The organism is Glycomyces arizonensis DSM 44726 (assembly GCF_000482705.1).
Lineage (GTDB): Bacteria > Actinomycetota > Actinomycetes > Mycobacteriales > Micromonosporaceae > Glycomyces > Glycomyces arizonensis.
The window spans coordinates 124,835-143,995 of the sequence record NZ_AXWO01000001.1; the positions used below are offsets into that span (position 1 = coordinate 124,835).

Below are 19,161 nucleotides of genomic sequence, written 5' to 3' on the forward strand. Positions count from 1 at the left end.
TCGACAGAATGAGGTCGCCTTGAGCCGTCCGCCAGCATCCGCCGCCGAGCACCCGGTCGTGCCGGGGTTCCACCCGGACCCGACGATCTGCCGGGTCGGATCGGACTACTACCTCGCGCACTCGAGCTTCGAGTACTTCCCCGGCGCGCCGATCTTCCACAGCCGTGACCTCGTCTCCTGGAAGCAGATCGGGAACATCCTCGACCGGCGCTCCCAGTTCCTCCGCGGCGACGGGCGGCCCTCGGGCGGCATCTACGGCTCCACGCTGCGGTTCCACGGCGGCCGGTTCTGGTTCGTGACCACGAACGTCGGCGACGCCGGGTCCGGCCAGACCATCGTCACCGCCGAGGACCCGGCCGGGGAGTGGAGCGAGCCGGTGTTCGTGCGCGACGCCGTCGGCATCGACCCGGACCTGTGCTGGGACGAGGACGGCGAGTGCTACCTGACGTGGAAGGGCACCGTCTTCAATGGGGAGGGCGACGGGATCTTCCAGGGCCGCCTCGACACCGAGACCGGGAAGTTCAAGGACGACCCCTATCCGGTGTGGCAGGGCATCGGACTCGCCGCCTCCGAGGCCCCGCACCTGTACCGCATCGGCGAGCACTGGTACCTGATGCTGGCCGAGGGCGGCACCGAGCGCGGCCACACCGTCACGATCGCGCGCGGCGACGGCCCGGCGGGGCCGTTCGAGCCGTGCCCGGACAATCCGGTGTTCACGCACCGCAGCACCGCGAAGCCGGTGCAGAGCACCGGCCACGCCGACCTGGTCGAGGCTCCGGACGGCTCGTGGGCGGCGGTGTACCTGGCGGTGCGCCCGCACGGATTCACGCCCCAGTTCCACGTCCTGGGCCGCGAGACGTTCCTGGCCGGGGTCGACTGGGTCGACGGGTGGCCGGTCTTCGACGAGGACCGCTTCACGGTGCCGCCGGTCGAGACCGCGTTCAACGACCGCTTCGAATCATCCGATCTGGACCTCAGGTGGGTCGTGCCCGGCGGCGAGCCCGAGGCCGTCGCCGTCCACCGCCCGGACGGCGGCCTGGAGCTGCGGGAGGCGCCGGACGGCACGCCGGGGCTGCTGTGCGCCCGCGTCCGCGACCTGGCGTGGACCGGCGAGGCCGCCTTCACCGGCGCTGGGCGCCTACGGCTCTTGATCGACGACCGCCACTGGTACGAGCTGGTCTTCGAGGGCGGCCGTGTCCGCGCCGACGTCCGGATCGGCGGCATACTGCACGAACTCGGCTCGGCCGAATGCCCCGGCGAGACGGCGGTGCTGCGGATCGAGGCCGCCGAGCCCGCGACCAAAGTCTCCCCCACGGTCATCGGACCGGACGACGTGGTGCTGTCGTTCGATGGCGGCGACGGCTTCAGCGAGCTGGGGCGGCTCGACGGCCGCTACCTCTCCACTGAGGTCGCCACCGGCTTCACCGGCCGCATGCTCGCCGTCGGCTCGGCGGGCGAGCGGGCGCTGGTGCGCCGCGTGTCGTACGAGCCGCGCTGAGCGTCGGCGAGGCCCTTGCCCCGCGATTTCCGCGTGTCCGCGGGGATCGCGGGGCAAGGACTTCATGCGCCATTGCCGGTCCGCGCCATCGGTCAGATGGCCTGGACGTCCACCCAGAAGCGCGTGTCGTTGGAGCGGTTGGCCGAGTTCGACTCGAGCTGGCCCTTGATCCAGTAGACCGCGGTGCGGTACTTGTCGATGTCGTCGGCGTTCGGGTTGCTCAGGCCGGTCTGGCCGTCGCGGTGCCCGGCGAACCAGACGTACTCGCCCCAGTGGCTCTGGGCCTGGTGGCGGCAGGTGAGGCCGCCTCCTCCCCCGCCGCCACCGCCTTGGACGACGCAGGACTGGCCGTTCTCCCAAACCCAGCCGTCACCGTCGGGGTCGCTCGCACTGCCGTTGGCGCAGTGTGGATAGCCGTTGGAGGCGTCCTCAGCGGCGGCGTCCCATGCCGCCGTCGGACGATGCGGTCGATGTCGTCGCATCACTGAACCGGGCAATACGAATACGCTGCCGCGATTACCAGGTGAATCGATGAACATCGATAGATTATTACCGAACCCGTTAAGTTTCAAGTCGCAAAGGAAACATTTCAAGAGCGCGCCTGCGAACAGGAGATTATAATCTATAAGAAGACTAGGGTCGCATGCACGACCATAGGCAATATGTTATATCCTATAAGTTATAGGGAGACACGACCACAAGCGGCGGCGGACAGGTCAGCCCACGCCGCGGGGCCTAGGGGCCGCGGCGCTCTCCCGGAAGACGAGCCGCGGGCGCTCGGAGGAGTACAGGCGGTCGCCGGTGCCGTCGATGGCCTGGAGAAGCAGCTGGAAGCCGCGGACGCCGAGGTCCGCGAAATCCTGGTCTACAGTGGTCATCGGCGGGTTCCACAGCTCCGCGAGCGGGTGGTCGTCGAACCCGGCCACCGAGACGTCCTCGGGGACGCGCAACCCCGCCTCGGCGAGGCCCCGCATGACCCCCATGGCGATCTCGTCGTTGCCGCAGAACACCGCGGTGACGCTCGGGTCGGCGGCGAGCTCCCGGCCGACCTCGACGCCGCTGCGCGGCAGCCACGACGCGTCGCGCACCGGCGGGATCGGCGCGTTCGCCTTGGCGAGGGCCCGCTTCCAGCCCGTCGTCCGCCCGTCGACGCGCCGCGAGGGCGGCACCCGGACGTGGTGCACCGTCTCGTGGCCGAGCCCCAGCAGGTAATCGGTGAGCTCCTCGGCGGCGGCGGCCTCGTCGAGCACCGCCTGCCGCATGCCGGTCTCCCGCGTCCCCGACAGGGCGACCACGGGCAGGTCCGAGGGGATCTTCCGCAGCGCCGCCACCCCTGGCGGGTCGAACTTGAGCACCGCGATCCCGGCGAGCGCCTGCGTCAGCGTCGCCGCGATCGCGCGGTCCACCTCGTCCTCGTCGGCGCTCTCGACGACGGTGATCATCACCGTGTAGCCCTCGGCGCGGGCCGCGATCTCGATGCCGCGGATGGTCTCGGCGTAGCCGTAGCGCGAGGTGTTCCCGGCGATGACGGCGATCGTCTGGGACTTGCGGGAGACGAGCACGCGCGCCGCCGCGCTGGGCCGGTAGTGCAGCTCCGCGATGGCCGCCTCGACGAGCTCCCGCTTCGCCGGGCTCACGCGGGCGGCGCCGGTCAGCACGCGCGAGACGGTCGGGACCGACACCCCCGCGCGCTCGGCGACGTCGGTGATCGTCGGGTTCCTGGCGTTCCCGCCCGCTGCCTTCTTCGTGCTCACTTGACCGCCCCGCTGGTGATGCCCGAGATGATCCTGCGCTGGGCGACCACGAAGGTGATCAGCAGCGGCAGGCTCATGAGGATGATATAAGCGAAGATCAGGTGCCAGTTCTGCAGATAGAGGCCCGCGCTCGCCACCTGGTAGAGGTTCAGCGGAAGCGTGTCGATCCGGCCGCCGATGACGAAGAGCGCGTAGAACACGTCGTTCCAGATGTAGAGGCAGATCAGGATGGTCGCGGTGGCGAGCACCGGCCGCAGCAGCGGCAGGATGATGCGCGCGAAGACCCTGACCGGCCCGGCCCCGTCGACGCGGGCGGCCTCTTCGAGCTCGGGCGGGATGGTGCGCACGAAGCCGGTGACGAAGAAGACCACCGTCGACAGGTACATGCCCATGTAGACGCCGATCATGCCGAGCGCGGTCCCGGCCAGGCCGAGTTGGCGCAGCAGCAGCACGATGGTGACCACGGCGGGGGGCAGGACGATGCCGCTGATGGCGAGGGCGTAGATCGCGGCGCTCAGCCTGCCGCCGCGGCGGCCGAGGATCCACGCCGCCATCGAGCCGAGGACGAGGACGCCGACGACGGCCGGGACCATGACCAGGAGGCTCCCGAAGAACGCCGAGAGCATGTCGCCGTCGGTGAACACGGTCGCGAAGTTGTCGAAGAGCCGCCACTCGCTCGGCGGGGAGAGGTCGGGATCGAGGGCCTCGGCCTGGGTCTTGGAGGCGGTCGCGACGACGAGCCAGAACGGCACGCCGAGCGTGAGCAGCGCGATGAGGATCGCGGCGATCGGCTGGAGCCGGAGGCGGCGGCGCGGGGCGCGGCGCGCGCGGACGGCGGTCCGGGACGGTGCGGCGGTGGCGGTCACAGGACGTCCTCCCTCTTGCGCAGGAACCGGATCACGGGGAAGGCGAGGATGGTCACCGTCAGGAACAGCACGAGGCTCATGGTCGTGGCCTGGGCGAACAGGCCCTGCCCGAAGGTCCGGAAGATGAAGATGTTCAGCAGCTCGGTCGTGCCGCCGGGCCCGCCCTCGGTGGTGGCCTGGACGATGTCGAAACCGTTCATCGAGCCGAGCAGGGCGGTCGCGACGTTGAACGTCACGGCCGGGGCGAGCAGCGGGAACCTGATGGACCGGAACATGGTCCAGCGGTTCGCGCCGTCGAGGCGCGCCGCTTCGAGGACGTCCTCGTCGATGGTCTTGAGCCCGGCGAGGTAGATGAGCATCGACAGCCCCATCCACTTCCAGGCGTGGACGACGGCGACGACCACGATCGTCCAGGTGGTGCTGCCGAGCCAGGGGATCGCCACTTCGGTGCCGAAGAGGGCGCCGATGATGCCGTTGAGGGCGCCGTCGGGCTTGAGCAGCGCCTGGAAGATGTAGCCGACCGCGAGCGCGGACATGATGACCGGGATGAAGAACGCGACCCTGACGGCGCGGTTGACGCGCGTGTCGCGTTCGAGCAGCAGCGCCAGCGCGAGCCCGAAGAGGTTCTGGAAGATCGCGACGAGCACGGCGTAGACGAGGGTCACCTTGAGCGCGTTGAGCAGCGTGCCGTTGGAGAACAGGGAGGTGAAGTTGTCGATCCCGGCGAAGTTGATGGCGCTCTTGAAGCTCGACCAGTCGGTGAACGCGTAGACGAAGTTGGACAGCGTGGGGACGAAGAAGAAGACGACGAGGATCACGAGCGCCGGAATCAGGAACCACAGTGGATGGTCGCTGCGGCGGCGCGCCGTCCCCTTGGAGAGCGTGATGTTCGCAGTCACGATGCGGATGATGCCTTTCCTGGAGATGCGTCGCCGGGGTGGCGGCCGCGGCCGCCACCCCGGCGTGCGTTAGAAGCCCTCGGCGCCTTGGGCCTTCGCCAGCTCTTCGAACTGGGCCTGGGTCGCCTCGGCGACCTCGGTGGGCGTCTTCGTGCCCTGGATCATGTCGGCCAGGAAGATGTACAGGTCCGGGTTGGCGATCGCCAGGGCCTGCATGGAGCCGACCGAGTCCGCGAGCGAGTCGCTGACGGCGAGCAGCGCCTCGGGGACGTCGGCGGGCGTCTCGACGCCGGTCTGGAGGGACACGGTCTGCTGGGCGTTCACGAAGTCCCCGTAGCCGTCGCCGAGCCAGTACGACAGGAGCTGGCGCGCGGCGGCCTCCCGGTCGGCGTCGCCGGTCTTGAACGCCACCAGGGCGTTGGACTGGTCGGGGATGAACGTGCCGACGTTGCCGGACGGCGAGATCGGGAAGAAGCCGATCTTCTGATCGAGCTCGGCGGTATCGGCGAGCGACTGGAGCTGGCCGAAGAAGGAGTTCACCTGCACGGCCATCGCGGCGTCGCCGGCGAGCAGCGCGGCGCCCTGGTCCTCGAAGGTCGCCGTCTTGATGTCCTCGTTGAACAGTCCCTCTTCGATGAGGCCCTGGTAGGTCTCGATGGCGCCCTGGATGGTCGGGTCGGTGAACTTTTCCTCGTTCGCGTTCACCCGGTCCCACAGCCCGTCGGCGGCGGCGTCGGCCAGCTGCACCTGCACCCACCACTGGGTGCCCCAGCGGTCGGCGGCCATCTCGTAGAACGGGGTGACGCCGTCGTCCTTGAGGTCGCGGGCGGTCTGGAGGAAGGAGTCCCAGTCGGTGAGGGTCTCGGTGATCCCGTTCGCCGCGAAGACCTCCTTGTTGTAGTAGACGCCCTCGACCGCGGGGGTCGTGATGAGGGCGGCGTAGCGGGTGTCGTCCAGGATGCCGGTGATGTCGCGCAGTTCGGGCTTGTAGGAGTCGAGCCACGGCGCGTCGTCGAGCGGCTGGAGGTTTTGGGAGGCGTTGAGCGCCGTCAGCTGCGAGGCCGTCGGCTGCCAGAACGCGAGGTCGGGCTTGTCGCCGGTGGCGACCTTCGTCTGGACGCCCTGCTCGTAGGGGTCGGGGATCGTGACGACCTCGACCTCGGCGCCGGTGAGCTCCTCGAAGCCCGCGATCACGCTGTCGGGCACGGTGTTGGAGTTCTGCGCGGCCCAGATGGTGAGCGTGGTGCCGCTCAGGTCGGCGTCCTGGGCGGGCCAGTCGACCGGCCCGCTGGAGTCGGTGCCGGTGCCCGGGTCGGAGCACCCGGTGAGGGTCAACGCGCCCGCCGCGGCGAGCGCCAGCGCGGTGCGGAACTTGTTCTTCATTGCATTGCTCCTGATTCCTTCTCGAGGGATTGGACGGTGAGGCGCAGGGTGCGCGCGGCGGTGCCGGTGCCGTCCGCGTGCACGGTGAGGGTGCCTGTGGCGGCGTCCCAGGCGGTCTTCCATTCGGGAAGGCCGGTCGGGAAGACCGTCGAGACGGCGATGTCGCATCCGGCGAGGTGCGGGAAGCGCAGTTCGGTGCTGGAGGGCCCGCCGCGGCGCCAGACCGAGACGAGGTCCTCGCCCGGCCCGCGCAGGGCGAGGGCGGTCCACGGGTCGGTCCAGCCGGGGAGCCCGGCGGGCCAGTGCGGGTGGCCGTTCGCCACGGACTCGCGCAGCGTCTTCGCGATCGCTATGGCGTCGGCGACCGTGCGGCGCTGCTCCCCGCTCATACGGTTGAGGTGGCCGGAGACGTAGAAGCGGCCGAGCAGGCCGGTGACGAGGCAGAACGCGACCTCCTCGTCGGACATGCCCGGTTGCGGGTAGGCCCAGTTGGCGGCCTGCTCGGGCAGGAGCGAGATCGGCGCGGCCGCGGCGATCGGCGGGAATCTGGTGAAGTCCTGCTGGTCGGAGGTGGACTGCATGGCCAGGCGCGAGAGCATCGCGAAGTCCATGCGCATCGCGCCCGAGGAGCAGTTCTCCACGATCAGGTGCGGGTGGCGGTCCAGGAGGCGGTCGAGCCAGGCGAGGTGGGCGCGGTTGTGCGCCAGGAGGCCGTCGCCGACGCTGTCGGCGTCGTGGTCGGTGCCCGGGCCGGGGTTGATGTTGTAGTCGAATTTGAAGAAGCCGACGCCGAAGTCGGCCACGAGCCGGTCGACGACGCCGTCGAGGTGTCCGACGGCAGCCGGGTGGCGCAGGTCGAGGTGGTAGCGGTGGTGCTCGACGATGCGCTGCCCGTGGCGCAGGAGGAACGCCTCGCGCGGGAGGGCGTCGGCGACGGGGCTGCGGACGCCGACGACCTCGGGTTCGAGCCACAGGCCGGGGACCATGCCCGCGCCGCGGATGGCGTCGACGACCTCGCCGAGGCCGCCGGGGAAGCGGGTGGTGGACGGGGTCCACTCGCCGACGGTGTCCCACCAGTTCCCGCTGTCGTCGTACCAGCCGGCGTCGATGCAGAAGACCTCCGCGCCCGCCTCGGCGGCGGCGGCGATGAGCGGGAGGAGCTTCGCGGTCGTCGGGTCGCCGTCGAGGGTGTTCATGTAGTCGTTGAAGACCACGGGCATGGCCGCGTTGTCGGGGTGGCGGCGGCGCGCGGCGCGGCGGAAGTCGGTGAGGGCGGCGAGGGCGCCCTCGAAGTCGGCCCCGGCGGCGATCGTGGCCGGGACGGTCGTGAACGCCTCGCCGGGCGCGAGCAGGCGCGTCCACGCCGAGTCGGCGTCGGTGGGGCCGGAGAGGGCGACGTAGCCGCCGCCGGTGTCCTCGCCGATCTCCCAGCGCCAGGCGCCGTTGTGCTCGATCTGCCAGGCGAGGGCGAGCCCTTCGGCGGCGGAGTCGACGGCGCCGGTGGGCAGGTGGCGGCCGGTCGACCACGTGCCGTCGGAGGTGAGCGCCCAGGCGCCGCGCGGGTTCTGGCCGGTGCGGTCCTCGGCGAGGCGCGGGAAGTCGGGGCCGCGCAGCGGCTCGCGCGTCCAGCGTCCTTCGCCGAGCCAGTCGCCGGTGCCGCGGACGCGGTCCCAGCCGGTGAGCTTGTCGTCCGGTCCGTCTTCGGCGGTGAAGCCCATCGACCAGGAGGCGACCGAGCGCAGCACGAGCGGCCGGTCTCCGCTCGCGCGGACCTCGACGGTGGAGCGGACGGCGGCGTCCGCGCCGTCGAGGAGTTCCAGGGTGAGGCGGGCTTCGACGCCGTCGGCGGCCTGGCGGATGACGAGGCGGCGGCCGCGCTCGTGCGACTGCTCCTCGTGGGCGACGTAGCGCAGGCGCGAGCCGAGCTCGGTGTGCGCGAGGCGGTCGGACGCCGGGAGGTGGCCGCGGCCCGCGGTCAGGATCTCCACGAGCGGCACGCGGTGGACCGCGAGGCCCCTTCCGGCGTGCTCGATGCGGGCGACGCTGACGGGCGAGTCGGCGTCCCACTCGAATACGAGCCCGAAGACATCACTGCCCCAACACAACTGATCGGTCACGACACCCCTTGTCGGTACTTGTTTCCGCTGCTGGCGGCCTCGGGCCGCCTGGTAGCGATTTCAGACGAAACCCTAGCCATTTTTGAAATCGATTTCAAGTCAAGTCTTGAAATCGTTATCAAATCTCGGTACCGTCAACCCACGATCAAGGGTCTGACCCCCGTGTCTCAATGTAGAGAGGACCGATCGATGAGGAGATCGATGACCATGGCAGCTGCTGCGGCGGTGGCGGCGACCGCCGTCACCGGACTGGCGGGCCCATCCGCCGCCGAGCCGACTGACGGCTCCGCAGGCGTCGCCGAGGGGGTGGAGTCCGAGGTGCTGGCGGTGGACTTCGCCGACCGCACCGGCGCCTTCCGCGGCGGCGCCACCGGCACGCTCTACGGCCTCGGCGACGAGGGCGCGCCGACGCAGGCGCTGATCAACGGCGCCCACATCACCAACGTCTCGCAGAAGGCCCCCTACGGCACCCAGCACCCCTCCGGCGACGCCATCAAGGTCGAGGACGGCTTCTTCGCCAAGCACGGCGAGGACATGTACATCTACGTCCAGGACTACTACCCCGACTGGCCGTACAACGGCAGCCAGCGGCCCGGCGACACCCGCACCTACGACCAATCGGACGGCAGCTACACCGAAGCGGCCAACGGCGTCTGGGACTACCTCGAAGTCGTCGAGTTCGTCGCCGAAGCGGTCGCCACCGACTCGGGCAGCCCCGAGAACTACGTCTTCATCCCCTACAACGAGCCCGACGGCGGCAACTGGTACCCCGACTGGGCGAACCAGAAGGACCGGTTCCTCGCCGACTGGCAGGCCGCCTACGAGACGATCCAGGAGGTGTGGGACCGCCACGGCCTCGGGCACGCGCGCATCGGCGGCCCCGGCGACACCCGCTGGCAGCCCGAGCGCAGCGCCGACTTCCTGGCCTACACCAAGGCGAACGGCTCGCTGCCGGACGTCTTCATCTGGCACGAGCTGGGCATCGACAACCTCGCGAACTACCGGCAGCACTTCGCCGACTACCGCGAGCTGGAAGCCTCCCTCGGCCTCGACCCGATCCCGGTCAACATCACCGAGTACGGCATGCTGCGCGACATGGGCGTCCCCGGGCAGCTCGTCCAGTGGTTCTCCATGTTCGAGGACACCAAGGTCGACGCGCAGACCGCGTATTGGAACTACGCGGGGAACTTCTCCGACAACAGCGCCCGTCCCAACGGCGCGAACGCCGGCTGGTGGATGTTCAAGTGGTACGGCGACCTCGAAGGGTCCGAGACCGTGCGGGTGAGTCCGCCGAGCCCGGACAGCGTCGACACCCTCCAGGGCATCGGCGCGGTCGACGACGAGAACCGCCGCGCCACCGTCCTGTGGGGAGGCACGGACGACGACGTCACGCTGGACCTGAGCGGCCTTGACGAGAAGGTCTTCGGCAACCGCGTCGACATCGAGGTCCGCGAGATCGCGCTGACCGGCGCCGAGGGCCTGGCGAACACGCCCCGCGTCATCGCCGCCTACGACGGCGTCAAGCTCAAGCGGGGCGCCTTGGAGCTCGACGTGCCGACCTACGACCGGTACGCGGGCTACCAGCTCGTCATCACCCCGGGCCAGTCGCGCGACGTCGAGGCCGCGGCCGAGGCGCAGGCGTGGACGGCTTCCATTGAGGCCGAGGACATGGACCTGACCGCCGCGCAGGTGTACTCGCACGACCCGAAGGGGAACGGCGGCTGGCAGTTCCTCGCCTCCGGCGGCCAGGACGTCGGCTCGTTCAACCAGGCGGGCTCGCGCGCCGAGTGGACCGTGGACGTGCCGAGCGACGGCACGTACCGGCTCCAGGTCATCGGCGGCGCGCCCGGCGTGCCGGGGCGGCACGCGCTCTTCGTCGACGACGATGCGGCGGGGACGATCCAGTACACCGCCGACCTCGCGCTGAACGACACGAGCCGGTGGCAGTACCGCGGCAGCGCCGAGGTCCTGGTGGATCTGACCGCGGGCGAGCACACGCTGTCGATCCGCGCCAGTGAGGACGGACAGACCGCGCTGCCGAACTCGGACATCACACTCGACAAGGTCTCGCTGACCTCGGTCGGCGAGGGCGAGCCGACCGCGTACCCGGCCTCGGGCTTCCGCCTCTACGACGGGGCCTCGCTCGACTGGGACGAGCGCTCGGACGTCCGCGGCGGGGCGGCGATCAGCGGCGAGGGCCGGGCCGACCTGTACGCCACGGCGATGGAGACCGGCTACTACGACCTCGTCGTGGACTGGTCCTCCGAGGCGGCCTCCGCGGTCGAGCTGACGGTGGGCGGCATGCCGACCGCCACGCTGAGCGCCGACGAGGCGGGCGAGTGGCGCTCGACCGCGCGCGTGCACCTCGTCGAGGGCGTCAACGAGATCGAGGTCCGCTCTCCCGAAGGGGCCGTGGTCGAATCGCTCACCACGGTGCGCGCCGGTGCCGCGGACGACGCCGCGGTGTCCGTCGAGGCCGAGGACGCCGTGCTCCACGGCGCGGCGTCGGTGACGACCCTCGCGGGCAGCACCGGCTCCAACGCCTCCGGTCTGGCCTATGCGGGCTGGATCGGCGACGGGGAGGCCAACGCGATCGAGATTCCCCGCGACGGCTTCGCCGAGGCGGGCGACTACGACGTCACCGTCCACTACGCGAACGCCGAGCTCTCCGGCGACCACGACTACAACCCGCAGGTGGTCGACCGCCTCCTGGAGATCAGTGAGGGAGCCGAGCAGGTCGGGCACGCGTACTTCCGCTACACGTACTCGTGGGACAGCTTCTGGGAGCGGAGCATCCCGGTGACGCTCTCCACTGCGGACGAACCGCTGCGGCTGGGCAACGCCGAGGCATGGGCGCCGAACATCGACCGCGTCGTCATCGCCCCGCGCCTGCTGGGCGAGCCGACGACCGAAGCGCTCTGACGAATCCGGCCCCGTGCGCGGCATCGGCCGCGCACGGGGCGGGGCTTCGTCGCCGCGGCTCCGCACCGGGACGCAATGCCGTTGCGGGCCGCGGCGGGCGGCCGTACCGTTACCGGGTGCCAACTCCCCCACTGCTCGCCGAGATCGCCCGGCGCCACCGCGTCGATCCCGGCGCGGTCACCGCCGCGCCGCTGCAAGGCGTGGCCAACCGGGTGTACTTCCTCGGCGACCGGCTCGTGCTGCGGATCGCGCGACCCGAGTCCGCCGACGACCTGCGCAAGGAGGCGATCGTGATTCCGGCGGCGGTACGCGCCGGGGTGCGCACCCCCGAGGTGGTGGCCTTCGACGACGAGCTGCTCGAAGAGCCGTACATGGTGCTCAAGCGGGCCGAGGGCACCGCGCCGGGCCTTCCCGCCGCCCCGGCCGACGAGCGGTGGGGACCGGTGTACCGCCAGCTCGGGGCCGAGCTGGCCGCCCTCCACGACGGCGTCGACGATCTGGCGGGGGTCCCGGTCGACATCGGCGGCGACCCCCGGGCGGACCTCGCCGCTCTGGCCGGGCGCGGGTACCTCAGCGCCGACGTCGCCGACTGGCTCACCGGCTGGTTCGACCGTCTGGAGCCGCTGATGCCCGCCGCGCCGCGGGCCCGGCTGATCCACGGCGACGCCAGCCCGACCAATCTGCTCGCCGATGCGGAGGGACTGACCGCGATCCTGGACTGGGGCGACGCGGCCTGGGCCGATCCCGCGGTCGAGTTCGCCAAGCTCCCGCTGCGCACGGTGCCGCCGGTCCTGGAGGGCTACCTCGGCGAGGCCTGCGAGGGCTGGGCCGCCCGCGTCCTGTGGCACCACCTGCACTGGGCGCTCGGCCGCCTCCCGACCCCGCCCGAGCCGCGCGCCGCGCACTGGAGCGCCCAGCCGGGCAACCGCATCCTGGAGACCATGCGGTTCTTCCTCGCCGATCCCCCGCCGCCCTGGCGCGAGCTGTCGTTCCCCGGCTGAACGAAGGCTTCAGCGAGAGAACCGAACCCGCGGTAACCGGTCAATGACCCTCACACGAGACATCGGCCGCGTCACTCCCCAGATCGTGCCACAACCTCAAGCGATCTATTGATTTTCGATCGATTTCAATCGAGAATCGATGCATGAACAGCTTCTTCATCGCAATGCTCCGCCTCGCCATCGCCGGGGCGATCCTGGTCGGACTCTTCGGGCAGATCGTCGTCATCCCCACCACGGCCGCCGACGAGGTCGACAAGTTCCCTCCGTACGAGCCGTTCGCCGCGCCCTACGTGGCGATCGCGATCGTCGGCGTCGCCTGCGTCCAGGTGACGCTCGTCGCCGCATGGATGCTCCTCGCCCTGGTCCGGCGCGGCGCGTTCTTCACCTCGCGCGCCTTCCGCTGGGTCGACACCATCATCGGCGCCGCGGGCGTGGCGACGCTCCTGGCGCTCGGCGTCTGCGTCCACCTGTTCGTGGGCGACATCCCCAGCCCCGCCGACGGCATGGAACTCCTCGGCGCCCTGGGCGGCTCGGTGGTGTGCGTCGTGGTCGGGGTCGCGTTCATCATGTTCATGCTCATCATGCGCGGCCTGCTGCGCAAGGCGACCGACCTGGAGACCGAGATGGCCGAGGTGGTCTTATGCCGATCATCGTCGACCTCGACGTCGAACTCGCCAGGCGCAACATGAGCGTCGGCGAGTTCGCCGCGGCCGTCGGCATCACCCCCGCCAACGTCGCGGTGCTGAAGAACGGGCGGGCGAAGGCGGTGCGGTTCTCGACCCTTGAGGCGATCTGCCGCACCCTCGAATGCCAGCCGGGAGACATACTCCGCTGGGTCCCTGGGGAGGACTGAGTTCCGCGGAAACAAGGCCCTGGGGCCTCGCGGTCGAGCCGGTCGACCGCGAGGCCCCGCAGCGGCAGAGCAGCCCGATATATTGATGCACTTGACTTCTTCTATGGGTTGTTGTTAGTCTGAACACGGCCGCGGCCGCCGCGCGCGGCGGCGGGCCGATCACTCAGGCTCGATACCGTCCGTCGCTCGGAGCCGGTGACACACATCGAAACCGAGCGGCCGCACGAACAGCCGCCGCGCGGATGTTATCGATCAAACCCCGTCGCCAAATATATTCCTTGATTTAAATACATACATATCGTTCGATTCGCCTCCTCACACGTGCCATGCGGCACGAGACAGGACGAGACCATGAGATCCAACCACCCGCCCCGGCGGCGCCTCCGCCGAATCCTCTTCAGCGCGCTGGCCGCGCTGGCGCTGGTGCCCGCCGCGGTCCTCACCGGCGCCGCTCCGGCGGCCGCCGACACCAGCGACTTCCGCGGCGTGAACTGGGCCGTGCTGGGCGACAACTTCAGCCACGGCCCGCTCGTCATCGACGGACTGAGCTCCTCGGACAGCTACGACACCGTGCGGGCCAAGGCCAACGCGATCTACGACGACATGGAAGCCCTGATGGGCGTCAACACCGTCCGGCTGCCGATCAACACCCACACGGTCGGCACCGCCTGGTGGGACGCCTACCGCGGCGCCATCGACGCCGCCACCGACCGCGGCTTCAAAGTCATCCTCGCCTACTGGGAGGACGGCGCCGCCTCCGGCGGCCGCATCACGAACATGGCCGCCTTCAACACCATGTGGTCCACAGTGACCTCCCAGTACGGCTCCAACAGCCTGGTCTACTTCGAGCCGATGAACGAGCCCCACGGCTACTCCTCGTCCGAGTGGCGCGATGTCGCGGCGGACTGGCTCGACTACCACTACTCGGCACAGCCCGACCACGTCCTCATCGCCGGGACCGGCTACAGCCAGGACCTCAGGCCGGTCTGCGACGACAGCCGCTTCGACGGCACGCTGCTGGCCATCCACCACTACGCGTTCTTCTACGGCGATATGAGCTACTCGGCCTGGCGCAGCCACTTCCAGAGCCGCCTGGGCAACTGCGCCGACCGCGCCGTCGTCACCGAGTTCGGCGCCCCCATGAGCGACGGCCGCGACTACGGCAACGCCGCCAGCACCGACAACTTCGTGCGCCACATCCGCGCCGTCACCGACGTCATGCACGAGCAGGGCGTCGGCGGGACCTACTGGCCGGCCCTCGGCGGCAAGCCCGGCGACATCGGCTACGACTGGTACTCCATGTTCGCCCTTCACGGCTCGGGCACCGATCTGTCGCTGACCATCCGCAACCAGAGCGGCGCCGACCGCATCCGCTACGGCTGGGGCGACGACATCGGCGACGGCGGCGGAGACGACGGCGGCGGCGACCAGGTCACCGACATCGTGAACCGGAACTCCGGCAAGTGCGTGGACGTCGTCTCGGGCTCCACCGCCGACGGGGCCGAGATCATCCAGTACGACTGCCACGGCGGCGCCAACCAGCAGTGGCGAATCCAAGACGCGGGCGGCGGCTACTACCAGATCGTCTCCCAGGCGTCCGGCAAGTGCCTCGACATCGACGGCGCCTCCACCGCCAACAACGCCAGGGCCATCCAGTGGCCGTGCAACGGTGGCACCAACCAGCAGTGGGAGCTGCGCGACAGCGGCAACGGCTACGTCGAACTCGTCGCCCGCCACTCCGGCAAGTGCCTCGACGTCATCGACTCCTCGACCGCCAACGGCACCAGGCTCCAGCAGTACGACTGCTACGGCGGCGCCAACCAGCAGTGGACCCTCTGACCGACCCTGACGGGGCGGCCCCGGCGGGGCCGCCCCTCCCTCTCGGTACCCCCGCCCGCGATCGACCGAGACCGGATTCCCCGCCGCGGTGCTGTGTACCCTGGCTACGGCCGCCTGCGGGCGGCCATCGGGACGTGGCGCAGCTTGGTAGCGCACTCGGTTCGGGAACCCCAGTCGACCACCCGGCCAACGCCCTTCCAACCTACAGAAACGTCAACCTACCTGCGGTTATGAGTCCACCCTGACGGTCCGATATGGCCCCGTCAGGTCCGACTGCCCTCGGCAGTTTCCGGCAGACCCCTGCCAAATACGTGCCCAAGTTTCTGCCCAAGCCAACATGGACCCCCGCATCGGGACCCCACAACCGCCCCGCCGCATCCTCCGCTCGACCATGTTTCCCCGCCGGAGGGGCGACCAACGGGTTGCGAACTCCTCGGTCGCGCTCCCGGACCTGGACTTCCACACGGATGTCGGCCAGGCGAATTCACGCTGCCGCGCACTGCGGATCGAGGCCGAAAGCGGTCGGGACCCTACGGCACACCGCAGAAGGCCCTGGCCGCACGCTGCGGCATCGGCATCCGCAGCGTGAGATGTCCGGCCAAGGCGGCACGAGCGATCGTTCAGCCGATGCGGTAACCGATGCCCGGTGTCGTCGTGATGACCGGTGGTTCGCCGAGCTTGCGACGGAGTCGCCCGATCGTGACCGTCACGGTGTTGGTGAAGGGGTCGGTGTTCTCATCCCAGACCTCCTCCAGCAATTGCTCGGCGCTGAGAAAGCCGGGAGTGGCCCGCATCAGCGCCTCCAATACGGCGAACTCCTTGACCGACAGGTCCAACCGCCGGCCGCTGCGCATGGCGGTCCGGCGGAGCGGGTCCAGCTCGACTCCGGCAGCACGCAGGATCCGCGGGCGAGCATCCGGCCTGCGGCGGCCCAAGGCATGGACCCGCAGGATCAGCTCGGGGAAGTGGAACGGCTTGGCCAGGTAATCGTCCGCTCCAAGGGTCAGGCCGCTGACACGGTCGTCGACGGTCCCCGCCGCTGTCAGCATCAGCACCATGGGGCGATCGGGCTGCTCGGTGATCATCTGGCAGAGCGCGTCGCCGTGCAGGCCGGGCAGATCGCGGTCCAGAACGACGACGCCGTATGCGGTGAGGTCGAGCTTGGCCGCCGCGGACAGTCCGTCGTACGCCAGGTCGACGGCCATCCCCTGATCGCGCAGCCCCTCGGCGAGGATGTCGGCGAGGGGTCGCGCGTCCTCGGCGACCAGGACTCTCATGCCTTCGCCTCGGCCGGAACCGCGACCGCCGGCAGCGTGATCGCGGCCAGCAGCCCGCCCTCGCTCGGGGCCGTCAATGCGAGACGACCGCCGTGGGCGGACGCGATGGACTCCACGATCGACAACCCGAGACCGGCGCCGTTCCCGGACCCGGTGCGGTCGCTGCCGAGCCGCCGGAACGGCTGTTCCAGCCCGTCCACCTCTCGAGGATCGAGCACGCGCCCTCCGGTCAGTACCGCAAGGCGGATGTCGTCGCCCTCCAACTCGGTCGCGACGTGGATCCAGCCTCCCTGGACGTTGTGGACCACGGCGTTGTCGACGACGTTCGCGACCATCCTCGACAGCAGCGCGGCGTCGCCCCGAGTGCGCATGCCGTGCGGCAGCCCTTCGGTCACGTTCAATCCTTTCGCCGCGATCGCCTCCGCATTGCCGGCCAGCGCCCGCCGCACAAGCTCGGACACGTCGACCTCGATTGTGCCGCCGAGCGCCCCGTGCTGCGCTTGAGCGAGCGCCAGCAGGCCGTCGAGGAGGCCCTCCACTTGGTCCAATTGCGGCCGTATTCGATCGATCAAGCCGAGCGTCCGCGGTCCCACGTCCGGTTTGGCGACGGCGACGTCCAGCGACGCTCGCATCGTCGCCAGGGGGGTCCGCAGCTCGTGCGAGGCGTTGGCGACGAATCGGCGCTGGGCGGTGAATGACGCTTCCAACCGTTCCAGCAACCCGTCGATGGTGTCAGCGAGGTCTTTCACTTCGTCGGCCGGGCCGGTGGCTCCCAGCCTCTTGTCGAGGTCGTCGGCCGAGATGTGCCGGGTCTGCTCGGTGATGCGCCGCAGCGGACGCAGCACCCGTCCGGCCAGCATTCGGCCGACCAGTGGGGAGACGATGGCCATGACGAGCAGGGCCAGCAGCGATCCGATCAGCATGTTCCGGGCCTGCCGCGCATCCGATGCGGCCAACTGGTCCTGCAACTCCCCGATGCGCTGTTGGGCCGCAGTCGGATCGCCGTCGCCGAGCGGGTGCTGTCCGGGCACGGGTTCGACGTCGCCGACAGTCCCACCGGACAGGAGGAAGGCCAGCGTCAGCATGGCGAGCCCGGATGCCAGGAAGACGGCACTGTACAGGATCGCAAACCGCAGTCCGACCGTCGCACCACGCAGTCTGTTCATCCGTCCAGCATGCACGGCGGGACCTAACAGCGGTATAACAAGCGAGGTTCGGACCGTGTTATGTCCGAATGCGTAGAACCGAGGCATGTTCGACACAGCACTCCTGCAACGCGAATGGACGGCTTTCCGCCGTCCCGGCCGAATCACCGCCCTAGCGGCGGCCACTCTCACCGTGATCGCCTTCGGCCTGCTCTTCGCCTTCGGCAGCCGCTCGGACTGCGGCGGACCGTGCCCCGCCGTCCCGACCGCCGCGGACGGCTCGATCGTCAGCGACACGTTCTGGTTCGTGCACCGTGATCTCGGCCCGGAAGGCTCCATCACCGCACGGTTGACGTCCATGACCGGCACGATCACCTACCCGCCGCCCGACCACGACGAGATCGTCCCCGGTCTGGTCCCCTGGGCGAAGACCGGGATCATCGTCAAAGACGGCATCGAGCAGGGCTCCGCCTACGCGGCGGTCATGATGACCGGCGACCACGGCGTGCGCATGCAGTACGACTACGAGCACGACATCGCCGGAAGCAGGGGCGAGGCCTCGCCCGAGTCGCCGCGGTGGCTTCGCCTGACCCGCTCAGCGGACACCATCACCGGCTATGAATCATCTGACGGCGAACAATGGCGCGCCATCGGCACAGCGACGCTGACCGGGCTGCCGAACACGGTCCAAGTCGGACTCTTCGCCGCTTCCCCCGGTGACCTCACGCTCCGAGAGGTCGGCCTGGGCGGCGTGATCGAGGAATCGCGCTTCACGCAGGCCACCGGCGTGTTCGACAGCATCGCCCTGGAAGGCGCGGCCGACGGTGCATGGCTGAGCGAGCCGATCGGCCGAATGAACCGCACCGACTGGGAGAAGCACCACAACGCCTCCGGAGCGGTCGAGCAGGACGGCGTGATCACCGTCAGCGGCACCGGGGACATAGGCCCGCACAGCGAAGAAGGCGGCCGCACCGTCAGGAACCTCCTGGCCGGCCTGGCTGCCGGGCTGATCGTCGTCCTCGTCGTCGCCGCCCGATTCGGCGCCCGGACCGCCGTTCCGGCGCCGGGGCCGAGCCTCGTCTGCCGCGCTGTCGTGGTCGGTGCCGCGAGTTTCGTGACGGGACTGGTCGCGATCGGTGTGGTGCTGCCGATCGGCATCGCGGTCCTCGAGCGCAACGGCGTTCCCGTTCCGCCGGTTCCCCTGCTGACGGGCTCCCGCGTCGTCATCGGACTCGCGGTAGTGCTGGCGCTGTGCTCCGCCTTCGCGTACTGGCTCGGAACTCTGCTGCGGCGAGGCTGGGCGGCCATCGCCGTCGTCCTGTCGCTCGTCGCCCTACCCTACGCCGTGACCGCATTCCCATTGCTGCCCGACGCCGTCTCGCAATGGCTGCTGCGACTCACCCCGGCCGCTGCCTTCGCCGTCCAGCAGACAACGGTCGAATACCCGCAGGTGGTCGCCCACTACGCACCGTCCGCAGGCTATTTCCCGCTGCCGGCCTGGGCGGGGATCGCCGTCCTGTGCGGCTACACCCTGGCGGCGGCATGGTGGGCGTTGAGCCGTCATCGGAATGACCGACGCATAGAGCCTGTTGCATCCTGACTGACTC

Annotated in this window: 15 protein-coding genes; 7 read left to right on the forward strand and 8 right to left on the reverse strand. The window is 69.9% G+C overall.

The features are described 5' to 3' along the window. Positions 1–19: 19 nt before the first annotated feature. Complete coding sequence (locus H613_RS23575) at positions 20–1,498, forward strand: glycoside hydrolase family 43 protein (protein WP_035735437.1); 1,479 nt, start codon at positions 20–22, stop codon at positions 1,496–1,498. A 92-nt stretch (positions 1,499–1,590) separates the two neighbouring features. Here H613_RS23575 and H613_RS0100555 read toward each other — a convergent pair whose 3' ends face one another. The 6 genes from H613_RS0100555 to H613_RS23580 form a co-directional block, all read right to left on the reverse strand. Beyond that, a complete protein-coding gene (locus H613_RS0100555) occupies positions 1,591–1,980 on the reverse strand; it encodes a carbohydrate-binding domain-containing protein (RefSeq protein WP_026922245.1) in 390 nt (129 codons plus the stop codon). Between the two features lie 234 nt (positions 1,981–2,214). Further along, on the reverse strand, positions 2,215–3,252 hold the full coding sequence (locus tag H613_RS0100560) for a LacI family DNA-binding transcriptional regulator (protein ID WP_035735440.1): 1,038 nt from the start codon (positions 3,250–3,252) through the stop codon (positions 2,215–2,217). Then, a complete protein-coding gene (locus H613_RS0100565) occupies positions 3,249–4,118 on the reverse strand; it encodes a carbohydrate ABC transporter permease (RefSeq protein WP_035735443.1) in 870 nt (289 codons plus the stop codon). The genes H613_RS0100560 and H613_RS0100565 overlap by 4 nt, the downstream gene beginning before the upstream one ends. After that, complete coding sequence (locus H613_RS0100570) at positions 4,115–5,017, reverse strand: carbohydrate ABC transporter permease (protein WP_211234648.1); 903 nt, start codon at positions 5,015–5,017, stop codon at positions 4,115–4,117. Before H613_RS0100570 ends, H613_RS0100565 begins: the two co-directional genes overlap by 4 nt. A 69-nt stretch (positions 5,018–5,086) precedes the next feature. Then, entirely contained in the window at positions 5,087–6,400 is a 1,314-nt protein-coding gene (locus H613_RS0100575; RefSeq protein ID WP_026922249.1) for an ABC transporter substrate-binding protein, read from the reverse strand. After that, positions 6,397–8,517 (reverse strand): glycoside hydrolase family 36 protein, encoded by a 2,121-nt coding sequence (locus tag H613_RS23580; protein ID WP_035735447.1) that lies wholly within the window; start codon positions 8,515–8,517, stop codon positions 6,397–6,399. The genes H613_RS0100575 and H613_RS23580 overlap by 4 nt, the downstream gene beginning before the upstream one ends. 207 nt (positions 8,518–8,724) lie before the next feature. Here H613_RS23580 and H613_RS0100585 point away from each other — a divergent pair, with 207 nt between their 5' ends. From H613_RS0100585 to H613_RS0100605, 5 genes are all read left to right on the forward strand, one after another. Then, positions 8,725–11,439, forward strand: coding sequence for a carbohydrate-binding protein (locus tag H613_RS0100585; protein ID WP_211234649.1), 2,715 nt, complete (start codon positions 8,725–8,727; stop codon positions 11,437–11,439). Between the two features lie 116 nt (positions 11,440–11,555). Beyond that, positions 11,556–12,440: a phosphotransferase family protein gene (locus H613_RS0100590; RefSeq protein ID WP_026922251.1), complete on the forward strand. Its 885-nt coding sequence runs from the start codon at positions 11,556–11,558 to the stop codon at positions 12,438–12,440. A gap of 143 nt (positions 12,441–12,583) precedes the next feature. Beyond that, complete coding sequence (locus H613_RS23585; protein WP_051392765.1) at positions 12,584–13,129, forward strand: DUF2975 domain-containing protein; 546 nt, start codon at positions 12,584–12,586, stop codon at positions 13,127–13,129. Beyond that, the gene (locus H613_RS0100600) at positions 13,081–13,293 is read left to right on the forward strand and encodes a helix-turn-helix domain-containing protein (protein ID WP_026922252.1); all 213 of its coding nucleotides are present in this window, start codon (positions 13,081–13,083) and stop codon (positions 13,291–13,293) included. The genes H613_RS23585 and H613_RS0100600 overlap by 49 nt, the downstream gene beginning before the upstream one ends. Before the next feature lie 351 nt (positions 13,294–13,644). Next, complete coding sequence (locus H613_RS0100605) at positions 13,645–15,132, forward strand: RICIN domain-containing protein (RefSeq protein ID WP_026922253.1); 1,488 nt, start codon at positions 13,645–13,647, stop codon at positions 15,130–15,132. Between the two features lie 620 nt (positions 15,133–15,752). On the opposite strand, the gene H613_RS0100610 is transcribed toward H613_RS0100605, so the two are convergent. Further along, positions 15,753–16,409 carry a response regulator transcription factor gene (locus H613_RS0100610; RefSeq protein WP_026922254.1) on the reverse strand — a complete coding sequence of 219 codons (657 nt, stop codon included), beginning with the start codon at positions 16,407–16,409 and terminating at the stop codon, positions 15,753–15,755. Beyond that, positions 16,406–17,575: an ATP-binding protein gene (locus tag H613_RS0100615; protein WP_026922255.1), complete on the reverse strand. Its 1,170-nt coding sequence runs from the start codon at positions 17,573–17,575 to the stop codon at positions 16,406–16,408. The genes H613_RS0100610 and H613_RS0100615 overlap by 4 nt, the downstream gene beginning before the upstream one ends. Positions 17,576–17,660: 85 nt before the next feature. On the opposite strand from H613_RS0100615, the gene H613_RS0100620 reads away from it, so the two are divergent. Then, positions 17,661–19,154, forward strand: coding sequence for a DUF1349 domain-containing protein (locus H613_RS0100620; RefSeq protein ID WP_026922256.1), 1,494 nt, complete (start codon positions 17,661–17,663; stop codon positions 19,152–19,154). Positions 19,155–19,161 lie beyond the last annotated feature (7 nt).